This is a genomic window from Rhizobium sp. WSM1274 (assembly GCF_025200775.1).
GTDB classification, from domain to species: domain Bacteria; phylum Pseudomonadota; class Alphaproteobacteria; order Rhizobiales; family Rhizobiaceae; genus Rhizobium; species Rhizobium leguminosarum_I.
The window spans coordinates 4,382,002-4,395,044 of record NZ_CP104138.1 but is presented as its reverse complement, the minus strand read 5'-3'; the positions used below and the strand labels follow the sequence as shown (position 1 = coordinate 4,395,044).

Sequence of the window (13,043 nt, the reverse complement as noted above, 5' to 3'; positions counted from 1 at the left end):
AGGCTTTTATGCATTCAGAACAGCATTCATTCCGGACAGCGACGTTCCGGAAGATGAGTTTTATTGTTCATTTCAGGGCGAGAGGCCTGTTTCGGGAGATCGAAATGAAGAACATGTCTGCAGATCGGCGCATGATCAAAATCGCGATGGCCGCCCCTTATCTCGCCCGTCAGGAAGAGCACGATCTCGCCACCCGTTGGAAGGATCACGACGACCGCGGCGCGCGCAACCAGATCGCCATGGCCCACATGCGCCTCGTCATATCCATGGCCGGCAAATTCCGCAATTTCGGCCTGCCGATGAGCGATCTGGTGCAGGAGGGCTATGTTGGCCTGCTGGAAGCCGCCGCACGCTTCGAGCCGGAGCGCGACGTGCGCTTTTCGACTTATGCAAGCTGGTGGATCAGAGCTTCGATCCAGGACTATATTCTGCGCAACTGGTCGATCGTGCGCGGCGGCACGAGTTCGGCGCAGAAGGCGCTGTTCTTCAATCTGCGCCGTCTTCGCGCCAAGCTCGCCAAGGGTGACACGCAGCTGACGCTGCAATCCATTCACCAGGAAATCGCCGCGGCCCTCGGCGTCAGCCTCTCCGATGTGCAAACGATGGATGCCAGGCTTTCCGGCAACGACGCTTCGCTGCAGGCGCCTTCGGTCTCCGGCGATGCCGAGAGCGCGGAGAAGATGGACTTCCTCGTCAGCGACGATCCCCTGCCGGACGAGCAGGTGTCCAACATGATCGACGGCGAGCGCCGCCGCGTGTGGCTCGCCTCGGCGCTGAAACATCTCAACGAACGCGAGATGAAGATCATCAGCGCCCGGCGCCTGGCGGAGGACGGTGCCACGCTTGAAGAACTTGGCGCCGATCTCGGTATTTCCAAGGAACGTGTGCGTCAGATCGAAAGCCGGGCGATGGAGAAGCTTCGCAGCGCGCTCGTCAGCGCCGATCCGCATATGGCGGCCTACGCCTGAAGCTAGAGCGCGTCGTTATCGCAAAATCACTGCACTGTTTTGCGCGACATATCCCGTCCAGCAGCACAGACTGGCCCGGCGCAAGCCGGGCCTTTTTTATTCGGCGATGATCTTGACGCGATCGCCTGTAGAAACGGCTGCACCCGTGGGCAGGGCGTTGATGAGCTTGAAGAGATCGAGCTTGCGGTCCGTGCCCATCATGCGGGCGGCGAGCGTCGAGATGTTCTCACCCGGCCGAACGGTGACAACGCGGATGCGCAGCGGCTTCAGCGATGCTGCCTCTGCCGGCGTCATGCGGCGGAAACTCGCGCGCAAGACATTGGCCGTTGGCTCAAGGGCGTCGCTGCCTTTCGGCACGGCGGTCAGGAACCGGAAGATCTGCGAATTGTTGCGGATCACGGTGACATCGAAATCCCAGCGGTCGGCGCTGGCGCGCGCGGTGGCTGCTTCCATGCCGTTGATCGTGATCGGCTGGATGGTCGACGGGTCGAGGCCGGTCACCCAGCCGCTGGAGATATAGTTGGTGAGGCTCTGGTTCTGATTGTCGGCGACGCCGTCGAAGCGGACGGCGATGTCGTTCGGGCCGGTGGCCATCACGGCCTCGACCTTGTTGTCGATATGGAAGTCCGGCGGCACGTCGAAACGGATGCCGAGGCCGCCATGCAGGAAGGTCTGGCCGCGCACATAACCTTCTTCGGGGCTGTCGCCGTAGAGCAGTCCATCTATGCCGTCGAGATAATAATTACGGCCCTTGTCGCCGACCGCTCCTTCCTGGCCGAAGGCGCGGGCGTGGGTGCGGGCAAGCTCTATGCGTTGCGCCGAATTCGGATGGCTCGACAGGAAGTCGAGGCTCTGGTCGGCTTCGGGATCAACCGACATGAAGCGACTGTAAGCGGCCATCGAATCGAGGAAACGGGCAGCGGCATAGGGGTCGTAGCCGGCTTCGCCGAGCATGCGCACACCAATGACATCGGCCTGCAGCTCCTGCTGGCGGGAGAAGGCGGCGAGCCGCAGCTTGCCGCGGGCAAGCGCCTGCTTGCCGGCGATGTCGCTGGAAAGGACTTCGGCGACGACGCGGCTGGCGATGACCTCAGCTTCTTCGCGCTTCTGCCGCTCGATGCCGTGGTTTGCGGTCACGTGGCCCATTTCGTGCGACAGCACGGCGGCGACTTCCGAGGCGTCGTTGGCAAGGGCGAGCAGGCCGCGGGTGACGTAGAGATAACCGCCCGGCAGCGCAAAGGCGTTGATCGCCGGCGAATTCAGGATGGTGATGCGGTAGGACTGGCTCGGATTTTCCGACACCGCCGTCAGCGCGCCGGCGATGCGGGCGACGAGACGCTCGGTCCTGGCGTCCTTGTATTCGCCGCCGTAGCTTGCCACGATGCGCGGATGCTCACGAGCGCCCATCGCCGCGCGCGGATCGTTCTTCTGCACCTCGTCGACGATCTGCGGATTGGAAGAAGGCGAAACACTCGGCTGATAGGATTGATCGATCAGCGTTTGGCAGCCGTTCAGCGCTATCGCGATGGCCGAAAGCAGCATCAGGCGACGGGCGAAACGCTGCGGCGCGGAGATGCCATCACTGGAAAGCGCGGGCGATTTCCACGTCGTCAAGCTGTCCAGTCTGTTTCTCCGCATCATGTCGCTGTTTTGCCGGTTTGCCGCAGATTCGGACCGACCATGGCAAAGGGAATTCAACAGGTGCGCACCCCTGATCTCGCACTGCACAATCGGCCGATACAAGTCCTTGCTGTAGCTGATTTACGCATCGGTTGCATAGCGAGACTCTGTTTAAATGTGGCGCCGTTGCATTTTGGCAAGCCTCAGCATCAGGGCCTCCCTTCGCTCGGATGAAATTATGGCGAAAGTTCCGTCACGAAGCGGAGATTCGTCGACGGCGCGGAAAAAGAACGGCCCGATTGAAGCAACCGGCCCGATAGCGACGGTCCTGCGAGAAAATTGCAACCTGTGATACTCTCATCAAGAAGGAACGCCTCCCGATGAGGCATTCTCTCGCCGTCGTGATTCGACTATTCCGCAGCTTCCGCCGCCGTCGGTTGCGGCTTCGTCGTCTCACCGGCGCGGGGCAGTTGCACAGGCTTCAGCAGGATGGCGGCGGCAAGGCCGATCAAAGCAATGGCGCAGGAGGCCATGAAGAGCGGCGAGAAAGCGGCGGCATAGGTCTCGGCGACGGCCTGGCGGCTCGCCTCGGGAAGGGCGGCCATCATTTTCGGCGTCAGCTGCTTGATATCGGCGACCCCGGGAATGGAGACGCCGACTTTGCCGAGCTCAGAGGCGATGATGGCGCCGTAGATGGAAATGGCGATCGAGGCGCCGCCCATGCGCGACAGCGTCACCGAGCCGGTGGCGGCGCCGACGTCGCGGGCCGGTGCTGCATTCTGTACGCCGATGACGGGAACCTGCTGGGCAAGGCCGATGCCGATGCCATGCAGCATCATGATCGCGCCGATGAAGGCGATCGGCGTTCCGGCGTGGATCTGCGACATCAGCGCAAAGGCGGTGGCGCTGCAGGTGAGGCTTGCGATGGCGAAGGGTTTGTAGCGCCCCGTTTTCGAGATGATACGGCCGGCGGAAAGCGACCCGCAGACGAGGCCGCCAGTCAGAAGGATGAAGAGCAGACCGGCGGCCGACGGCGAAAGGCCGGTCGTGGTCTGCAGGAAGAGAGCGAGATAATTGACCATGCCGATGGCGATGGCGCCGCCCATGATCGAGATCACCAGGAGCAGGCTGAAGGTGGAATTGCGAAACAGCTGCAGGGGAACGATCGGTTCCGGCGCGCGGCGCTCGACGAACACCCAGGTGACGGCGCAGACGATGCCAAAGGCGACGATGCCGATGCTCTCAGGCGAGATCAATGCGCCGAACAGTTCGCTGCTGTCGGTGGCAAGCACGATGCTTGTCGTCGTCATGGCAAGCAGGAGCGCACCGGCATAGTCGATCTTGGGGCGGCGATGCGGTTTGCGGTACGGCAGCATGAAGGCAAGGCCGGTGAGCACGACGAAGCCGATCGGCACGTTGACGAGGAAGATCGAGCGCCAGCCGAAGAGATCGCTCATCGTGCCGCCGAGCAGGGGGCCGATCGCGCCCGATGCCATCAGCACGAGGCTGGAATAGCTTTGGTAGCGAGCCCGCTCGCGCGGCTCGAACAGGTCGGCGTTGACGGCGAAGATCGACACCATGATGCCGCCGCCGCCAAGGCCCTGCAGCACGCGGGCGGCGATCAGCGTGTCCATCGAGACCGCCAGGCCGCAGACCGTCGATCCGACGGTGAAGATCATGATCGCCGTCATCATCACATATTTGCGGCCGAACAAATCGCCGAGCTTGCCGTAGACCGGCATGACGGCGCTCAGCGACAGGAGATAGGCCGAGCCGATCCAGCCGAAGCGCTCGAGATGGCCGAATTCGCCGACGATCGTCGGCAGAGCCGTGGAGACGATCTGATTATCGAGCGTCGCCATGAACATGGCCGTCATCAGGAAGAAGAAGAGAATAAGCCGGCGACGAGGATCCGTCACGAGCGGCGCAGGCGCGAGTTGCATGTCCATGGGAGGCATCGTTCCCGGTTGATGCGCTTTTATGTGCTAACAGCATATAGTTGTCAATGGCACATTAATGACATCGGCATATTCAATTTTTGAATCGGCTCTGTTATGATCCTGTGATGAGCGAAATCCTGACCAAGACCCTTGCTGCGGAGCCGGCCGAGCCGGATCGTGAAAATGTGCCGCGTATCGGCCGGAGCATGGCGCGCATGCGGCTGATGACCGGGCGGCGGCTGATCGGCCGGCTGGCGATCCAGAGTGCCGCACCGGGCCTTGAGCTTTCGCATCTCGACGTGCTCGATGCCGTGCGCAGGGCGCAGCCTGCCGGCGAGGTCACCGTCGGCATGATCGCGGAGATGCTGCGCATCGATCCGTCACGGGCAAGCCGGGTTGTGGCCGACATGGTTGGGCGCAACGTGCTGCGCCGCGAGGCCTCGCAGGCCGATGCGCGGCGGATCGTCGTCGTCATGACCGAGGTCGGCCAGGACCTGCTTGCAGAAATCGTCGCGCAGAAGCTTGCGATCATTTCCGAAATCGTTTCCGACTGGCCGCAGGAAGATGTCGAGCGCTTCGCAGCGCTTTTCGAGCGCTTCATCGGCGGCTACGAGGCGGTTTTCCTGTCGCGCGACAGGGACACACCAGGCTGAGGCAGACGCCGTCGTTCGCCGGCCCTTCCCCTCGACCCCCCGTTTGCGCTAAGGGCAATGCCCATGAGCCAATCCACCTTCACCATCCTCCTTGGCGGCGAACTCAGCCTGACGGAGCGCCTGCGCGATGCCATCGCCGATAGCCGCTTCATTGCGGCCGATGGCGGCATGCGGCATGCGTCCGCACTCGACATTACGCCGGAGCTCTGGGTCGGTGATTTCGATTCGACGCCGGCCGATCTCGCCGATGCATTTCCTAATGTACCGAAACAGCCTTATCCGGCAGCGAAGGCGGCGACGGACGGCGAAATCGCAGTGGCGGAAGCAATCGCGCGGGGCGCTCGGCGGCTCATCCTCGCCGGCGCGCTCGGCGGTGAACGTTCCGACCACGCGCTTCAGCATCTGCTGTCGGCCGTCAGCCTGGCGGAAGAGGGTTTCGACCTGCTGCTGACCTCGGGCAAGGAAGACGCAGTGCCGCTGGTTGCCGGTACGGTCGAACTCGACCTTCCCAAAGGCAGCCTGTTTTCCGTGCCCGGATTCAGTGAGCTGATAGGGCTTTCCATCGAGAATGCGCGTTATCCGCTGGTGGATTTCCATCTGCCTTTCGGCTCGTCGCGCACCATTTCCAATGTTGCGGAAGGCACCGTTCGCTTTTCGCTCCGCAGCGGCCGGGCAATCGTGCTCGCCCGGCCCTATGATCTTTCCGGAGTCTGATTTTTGGCCCCTCCCATTCTGAAACTCGACGATATCTTCCTGAGCTTCGGCGGTGCACCGCTTCTGGCGGGTGCTGGCCTGCAGATCGAGCCCGGTGACAAGATCTGTCTCGTCGGCCGTAACGGCTCGGGAAAATCGACGCTGCTGAAGATTGCCGCCGGCCTGGTCGAGGCGCAGTCCGGCGAGGTCTTCCGCCATCCGTCCTCGACGGTGCGTTATCTCGAACAAGCGCCGGATTTTGCCGGCTTCAATACGGTGCAGGCCTATGCCGAGGCCGGCCTCGGCCCGGGCGATGACCCCTATCGTGTCACCTATCTGCTGTCGCATCTCGGGCTGAGCGGCGACGAAGACCCCAGAATGCTGTCCGGTGGCGAATCGCGGCGCGCAGCCCTTGCCCGGGTTATGGCACCGGAGCCGGACATTCTCCTGCTCGACGAGCCGACCAACCATCTCGACCTGCCGACCATCGAATGGCTGGAAGGCGAGCTGCAAAAGACCCGCAGCGCCTTGGTGCTGATCTCGCACGACCGGCGTTTCCTCGAAAAGGTCTCAACGGCAACCGTCTGGCTCGACCGCGGCACCTCGCGCCGGCTCGACCGCGGCTTTGCACATTTCGAAGCATGGCGCGACCAGGTGCTGGAGGCCGAGGAGCTGGAGCAGCACAAGCTCGGCAAGTCGATCGAGCGCGAGGAGCACTGGCTGCGCTATGGCGTCACGGCGCGGCGCAAGCGCAACATGCGCCGTCTCGGCGAGCTGCAGACGATGCGCTCGAACTATCGCGGCCACAAGGGGCCGCAGGGCACGGTGCAGGCGACGGTTTCGGACGCGCAGGAATCCGGCAAGCTGGTGATCGAAGCCGACAAGATCACCAAGAGCTTCGGCGAGCGGGCAATCGTCACGTCGTTTTCGATCCGCGTGCATCGCGGCGACTGCATTGGTCTCGTCGGGCCGAACGGCGCCGGCAAGACGACGCTGCTGAAGATGCTGACCGGGCAGCTTTCGCCGGATAGCGGCATCGTCAAGCTCGGCACCAATCTGGAGATCGCGACGCTCGACCAGAAACGCGAGGATCTCGACCCCGAGGATACGCTTGCCAACTATCTGACGGATGGGCGCGGCGAAAACCTGCTCGTCAACGGCGAGCAGCGCCATGTCACCGGCTACATGAAGGAATTTTTGTTCCAGCCGGAACAGGCGCGTACGCCGATCAGAAACCTCTCCGGCGGCGAACGCGCCCGGCTGATGCTGGCGCGCATCCTTTCGCGCCCGACAAACCTTTTGATCCTCGACGAACCGACCAACGATCTCGATATCGAAACGCTCGATCTCCTGCAGGAGATTGTCGCCGGCTTTCCCGGCACTGTCATTCTCGTCAGCCACGACCGCGATTTCCTCGACCGCACCGTGACCTCGACGATTGCACCCGCCGTGCCGGATGCGCCGGATGGTCGCTGGATCGAATATGCCGGCGGCTATTCGGATATGCTTTTACAGCGCAAGGGCGCGCTCGATGAGCGTAAGAGAGCCGAGAAGGCGGCGGAGAAGCCGAAGACGCAGGAGGCAGCGCCTTCCGCCGGGAGCTCGAAGGCCAAGCTGTCCTTCAAGCAGAAATTCGCGTTGGAAAACCTGCCGAAGGAGATGGCGAAGGCCGAAGCCGAAATCGCCAAGCGCGAACAGGTGATGGCAGATCCTAATCTTTTCACGCGCGATCCCGCAGCCTTCAATCGCCTTGCCCGCGAGATGGAAAAACTGCGCGCCAGCCTGACAAAGATGGAAGAGGAGTGGCTGGAGCTCGAAATGCTGCGGGAAGAATTGGAAGGCTGAACCTGCTCTCGCGGCTCACTTTTCCTTGATTCGTCGGTGTGTCGTCCTGCGGCATAAGGTGCCGTCCGGCAGCCGGGGATATTGCCGATCGTAATGGCGACAAGGAAAAGTCATATGTCTCGCAAGCCCCATTCCCGTTTTCTCACAGCACTTGCGGCCGGCGGCCTCGTCGCGCTTGCCCTGTCGCAAGCCGCACAGGGGCAAGACGCCCAGCGCATTCGCGTTCGCGGCGCAATCGAAAGCCTCGGCGGCGATACGCTCGTCGTCAAGACGCGCGAGGGCAGCGATGCGACGGTCGCGCTGAAAGCCGGCTGGAAGGTCGGCGGCATCAGACAAGCTTCGGTCGAGGATATCAAGCCCGGCGATTTCGTCGGTGTCGCCTCGCTTCCGAAGGGCCCTGGCCCTGATGGAGCAATCGAGGTGCTGATCTTTCCGGCGTCGATGAAGGGAACGGGCGAGGGCAACCGTCCCTGGGATGCGCAGCCGAACAGCCAGATGACCAACGCGACTGTCAGCCATGCCGTGAAATCTGTCGACGGTCACATAATCACGCTGACCTATCAGGGTAGGGAAAAGACTATCTCGATTGCCGATGGGACACCGATCGTGACGTTGGCGCCTGCGTCCAAGGATGATCTGAAGCCTGGCGCCGGCGTTGTCGTCACTGGCGAGAAGGCGGCGGACGGCAGCATCTCCGCCAGCCGGATCGCCGTCGGCCTCAACGGCGTCATGCCGCCGATGTGACGGATGCGCAGCGCATCTTTGTTTTACGCATCGCCGTTAGACCGAATCGCTAGATTCCCTGGTGCCGCACGTCTTTTCAGACGGGCAAAGGGCGCTGCAGCGCCGGTAGCAGCGGCGTTTTACAGCGCCGGCGCGGGGACGGCGGCTGTGCCGGCACTGGCGCTGGCGCCGGCTTGAACGACAGGCGGCGATTCCTCGGATTTTGACGGCAGCGCCTGCAGATGCAGCACGCGCGGCTTCAGTGCCTCGAGATAAGCCTCGGAGCGGCCGATATAGATCATGCTGCTTTCAGGCATGGAGGTGAGCAGTTTGGCCATTGTTTCCTGCCATTCCGGCTCCATGCCTTCCAGGACTTCCTCGAAGATGATCCAGCGGGGGCGCACGAGCAGCAGGCGCGCAAAGCCAATCGCCTTCTGTTCGTCGCTGTCGAGCAGCTTGTCCCAGCGGGCACGGGTATCGAGCCTTGCGACCAGCGAATGCAGGCCGGCCTTTTCGAGGGCCGCCTCGATGGCCGCGTTCTCGTATTTCTCCGGGCTTTCGGGAAAGGCCAACGCCTCGCGCAGCGAACCGCCGGGAACGTAGGCAACCTGCGGAACGAACACCATATCGTCGATCGGCGGCAGGCCCATCGTGCCGCTGCCGCACGGCCAGAGGCCGGCCATGGCCTGGAACAGCAGCTTGCGGTTGACGCTGTGATCGCCGTTGATCATGATCTTGTCGCCGGCCTTGATCACGACATCGGTTTCAAGCAGGCGGAAACCGCCGCATTCATCGATGTCTTCGCCGATCTTAGCGACGATCACCACATCCTTCAGCGTCAGCGTGCCGGGCGCGGCATTTTCATAGGCAATGCTGTTCTTCAGGTTGAAGTCCTCTTCCATCTCGACCAGCGCCTGGCGGAAATCGGTGACGCGCATCAGCGTGGCACGCCATTCGGCGATCGGGCCGAAATTGGCAACGTACCAGCGCAGCGCCGTGTTGACCTGATTGAAGGCGCCGACGGACATCATCAGCTGGCCGAGGGTGAGGCCGCCGGAGAAATAGGCGGGGGCGGCAACGATGATCGGGATGACGATCACCAGCCAGCCGTAGCCGGCCGAAACCCAGGTAAGATTGGTATTGGCCATGGCGAGCCGCTTGACGACCCTCAGCACCGAGCTGATATCGGTGTTGATGCGCCGGCGCTCGTTTTCCTCGCCGCGGGCAACGGTGATTGCCGGCATGTTTTCGTTGGCGTGCATCAGCGTGAAGCGAAGCTCGGCCTCTTTCGAAAAACGATCGGCATTGAGCTTCACCAGCTTGCGGCCGACGACCTGGCTGAGCACCGAGGCGGAAGCGGCATAGAAAATCGCCGCCCAGACCATGTAGCCCGGAATGGAGAAGCTGTGGCCGCTGATGCGGAAGATGAAGCCGCTCGAAAGCTCCCAGAGCACGCCGATGAAGCTCACCAGGAGAATGGTCGACTGCAGCAGGCCGAGAACCAGCCCTGTCGTGCTTTCGGCGAGGTTGCGGGAATCCTCATGCAGACGCTGGTCCGGATTGACGCCGATCAGGCCGCTGGAAGCGAGCCGCAGCGCCCGCTTGCGCTTCAGCCACTGGTCGACGAGATCGCGCGACAAGCCTTCGCGCATATAGAGCGCCGTCATCTGGTTCAGCCAGGCCTGCAGCACGTTGAGCAGCAGCAGTGTGCCGGCGATCATCGCGAAGATTTCGAGCTGGTGGAAGAATTCGCCGAGGTCGCGGCGCTCCAGCGAATCATAGAAGGGAGCATTCCACTCGTTCAAAATCACCTGGCCATAGGATGTCGCCAGGATGACGAGGATCAGCACCGTCGCCAGAAACAGCACCTTGCCACGCACTTCCGAATTCCAGAATGCTGAGAACATGACGCCGAGGCGATATGTCAGGCTGAGATCATACCCTACCCTATCCTGCCTTCGGATGCCCGGCCCCCTCTCGATTTTATCTGCCATTACGCTTTTCCACACCGCCCATGCTCCCATTAATAACATGGTGGCGTTACCGGTCTATCAACAGATTCTATCAGTCATTAAAGTGTGATGATGCTTGCATGAGTCTCTCCTGCATGCATTCGCCAGTTGATTCGCAATTCGACTGGGTCTAATTAAGGCCTCCGTGGTGATTTGGCCGGCCGGCTTGCAGCCACGTTAAAAAAGTCGCTAAAGGGCCGCGTGCGGACCGGTAGCGATTTTTGTCGCCGCCGGTTTTTGTTTTTGATCGAGTGACCGCAATGCCCATCAAGATCCCCGATACGCTGCCCGCCTTCGAAACCCTGGTTCAGGAGGGCGTGCGGGTGATGACCGAGACGTTGGCGATCCGTCAGGATATTCGGCCGTTGCAGATCGGGCTGCTCAACCTCATGCCGAACAAGATCAAGACCGAGCTGCAGATGGCCCGCCTGGTCGGCGCCTCGCCGCTGCAGGTGGAGCTGTCGCTCATCCGCATCGGCGGCCACAAGGCGAAGAATACGTCCGAGGACCATCTGCTTGCCTTCTACCAGACCTGGGAGGAGGTAAAGCACCGCAAGTTCGACGGCTTCATCATCACCGGGGCGCCGATCGAGCTTTTGCCGTATGAGGACGTCACCTATTGGGCGGAGATGCAGGAGATTCTCGACTGGACGGAAACGAATGTCCATTCGACGATGAACGTCTGCTGGGGCGCGATGGCGGCGATCTATCATTTTCACGGCGTTCCGAAATACGAGCTGAAAGAGAAGGCCTTCGGCGTCTACCGCCATCGGAACCTGAAACCTTCCTCGATCTATCTCAACGGCTTTTCCGACAATTTCGAAGTGCCGGTGTCGCGCTGGACCGAAGTGCGCCGCGCCGATATCGAAAAATCCGAAAGTCTGGAGATCCTGATGGAATCAGCCGAGATGGGCGTGTGCCTCGTGCACGAGAAGCGGGGCCGGCGGCTCTACATGTTCAACCATGTCGAATATGATTCCACCTCGCTTTCCGACGAATATTTCCGCGACGTCAACGCCGGCGTGCCGATCAAGATGCCACACAATTACTTCCCCCATAACGATCCGGCGCTTGCGCCGCAGAACCGCTGGCGCAGCCATGCGCATCTCCTGTTCGGCAACTGGATCAACGAAATCTATCAGACGACGCCCTTTGATGTGGAAGAGATCGGCACGGATCTCTGACCGTTGCCGATCGCGCCGCGAGCCGATGCCACTGCCTAGATGCTGCGGCTTTTCTTTCCGATCCATCGGTTGCGGATCGAAGCAAATGCGGGCAGGTTCCTGTCCTGAAGCCTACAGAACCGCGCGTCTTCGTTGGACGTGCAATGCACATGTTGAATCGCTGCAAATTCCTCAAATCGGTTCCGAATTGAGGAATTTGCAGCAGAGATAGAATGGACGGTCGATCATGTCGGATAAGTTGGAGCGGGACGTTTTTGGGCGAACGAAGGCGGGCGAGACCGTCTATCGGGTCGAGATCAAAGGCGGCGGGCTGACGGCCAAGATTATCAGCTGGGGTGCGGTCATCCAGGATCTGCGCCTCGAGGGACATGACGCGCCGCTGCAGCTCGGCTTCGACGATTTCGACAGCTACCCGCTCTATTCGTCCTACTTCGGCGCAACGCCAGGCCGCTGCGCCAACCGCGTCGGCGGCGGCAGGTTCACGCTTGACGGCAAGGACTATCACCTCGAGCCGAATGAAAACGGCGTCACGCATCTGCATGGCGGCAGCGACAATATCGCCAAACGCAACTGGACGATCGTCGAGCATGACGTCGACCGCGTGGTGCTGAAGATCGTCGATCCGGATGGCCGCGCCGGCTATCCCGGCAATTGCACCATCCAGGCGACTTTCTGGGTGCATGGCAACGGTGAACTGTCGATCATCTACGAATCGACCAGCGACCAGCCGACGCTCGCCAATGTCTGCCAGCACGCCTATTTCAACCTCGACGGCCGCGAAGATGCGCTTGGCCATGACATCATGATAGCCGCCGATCATTATCTGCCGACCGATGAAAAGCAGGTGCCGACCGGTGAGATCCGTCCCGTCGAGGGCACGGAATTCGATTTCCGCGAGATGGCGCCGATGAAGCGTTTCGTCGGCAGTGAACAAGCGTTTTACGACCATAATTTCTGCCTGTCGGGCGAGCGTACCGCCAAGCGGAGCGTCGCGCTTGCCCGCAGCCTTTATTCCGGTGTGTCGCTGGAAGTGCGCAGCACGGAGCCAGGCGTGCAGTTCTATGCCGGCTTCAAGCTCGATGTCGCGGCTCCCGGCATCGGCGGGCGCAAATACGGCCCGTTCGCCGGCTTCTGCCTGGAGACGCAGGTCTGGCCGGATGCCATCAATCACCAAGGTTTTCCGAATGCAGTGCTGCGCCCCGGCGAAGTGCTGCGCCAGGAGACGGATTATATCTTCACCAAGAACTGAGCATCCTCCAGCGCCGCGCGTTTCTAAACGCGCGGCGCTGCGGACGCACGACTGTCAAATTCGAGCGCTATGAAGCCCTTGCTGGTCCGCCGGCGAGGGGTTTTTCGTTGCATGTTCGATTCTACCTTGCCGATTGGTTCTATATAGGTTCTATTG

At 61.5% G+C, this 13,043-nt stretch carries 10 protein-coding genes and 1 riboswitch; of the genes, 7 read left to right on the top strand and 3 right to left on the bottom strand.

Going from position 1 to position 13,043, the window contains the following annotated elements; translation table 11 throughout:
• Nucleotides 1–104 precede the first annotated feature (104 nt).
• Complete coding sequence (locus N2600_RS21735; protein ID WP_012759432.1) at nt 105–968, top strand: RNA polymerase factor sigma-32; 864 nt, start codon at nt 105–107, stop codon at nt 966–968.
• Between the two features lie 96 nt (nt 969–1,064).
• Here N2600_RS21735 and N2600_RS21730 read toward each other — a convergent pair whose 3' ends face one another.
• Together N2600_RS21730 and N2600_RS21725 are read right to left on the bottom strand one after the other, a co-directional pair.
• Nucleotides 1,065–2,609, bottom strand: coding sequence for a M48 family metalloprotease (locus tag N2600_RS21730; RefSeq protein WP_260297354.1), 1,545 nt, complete (start codon nt 2,607–2,609; stop codon nt 1,065–1,067).
• 389 nt (nt 2,610–2,998) lie between these two features.
• Nucleotides 2,999–4,537, bottom strand: coding sequence for an MDR family MFS transporter (locus tag N2600_RS21725; protein ID WP_260297353.1), 1,539 nt, complete (start codon nt 4,535–4,537; stop codon nt 2,999–3,001).
• A 116-nt stretch (nt 4,538–4,653) separates the two neighbouring features.
• Between N2600_RS21725 and N2600_RS21720 the strand changes: the two genes are divergently transcribed.
• From N2600_RS21720 to N2600_RS21705, 4 genes are all read left to right on the top strand, one after another.
• Nucleotides 4,654–5,181, top strand: a complete 528-nt coding sequence (locus N2600_RS21720; protein WP_260297352.1) for a MarR family winged helix-turn-helix transcriptional regulator — start codon at nt 4,654–4,656, stop codon at nt 5,179–5,181.
• A gap of 57 nt (nt 5,182–5,238) precedes the next feature.
• On the top strand, nt 5,239–5,895 hold the full coding sequence (locus N2600_RS21715; protein WP_260297351.1) for a thiamine diphosphokinase: 657 nt from the start codon (nt 5,239–5,241) through the stop codon (nt 5,893–5,895).
• Between the two features lie 3 nt (nt 5,896–5,898).
• Nucleotides 5,899–7,719: an ABC-F family ATP-binding cassette domain-containing protein gene (locus N2600_RS21710; protein WP_260109682.1), complete on the top strand. Its 1,821-nt coding sequence runs from the start codon at nt 5,899–5,901 to the stop codon at nt 7,717–7,719.
• Nucleotides 7,720–7,833: 114 nt separating this feature from the next.
• Complete coding sequence (locus N2600_RS21705) at nt 7,834–8,463, top strand: hypothetical protein (RefSeq protein WP_260109681.1); 630 nt, start codon at nt 7,834–7,836, stop codon at nt 8,461–8,463.
• 119 nt (nt 8,464–8,582) lie between these two features.
• Here the strand turns inward: N2600_RS21705 and N2600_RS21700 are convergent, their stop codons facing one another.
• On the bottom strand, nt 8,583–10,475 hold the full coding sequence (locus N2600_RS21700; protein WP_260109680.1) for an ABC transporter ATP-binding protein/permease: 1,893 nt from the start codon (nt 10,473–10,475) through the stop codon (nt 8,583–8,585).
• Between the two features lie 114 nt (nt 10,476–10,589).
• Nucleotides 10,590–10,667: riboswitch (SAM riboswitch) on the top strand.
• Nucleotides 10,668–10,714: 47 nt separating this feature from the next.
• Here N2600_RS21700 and metA point away from each other — a divergent pair.
• Both metA and N2600_RS21690 read left to right on the top strand, forming a co-directional pair.
• Nucleotides 10,715–11,638: a homoserine O-acetyltransferase MetA gene (metA, locus tag N2600_RS21695; protein WP_162115046.1), complete on the top strand. Its 924-nt coding sequence runs from the start codon at nt 10,715–10,717 to the stop codon at nt 11,636–11,638.
• A gap of 226 nt (nt 11,639–11,864) precedes the next feature.
• Entirely contained in the window at nt 11,865–12,887 is a 1,023-nt protein-coding gene (locus N2600_RS21690) for an aldose epimerase family protein (RefSeq protein WP_170262919.1), read from the top strand.
• The last annotated feature ends 156 nt before the right edge of the window (nt 12,888–13,043 follow it).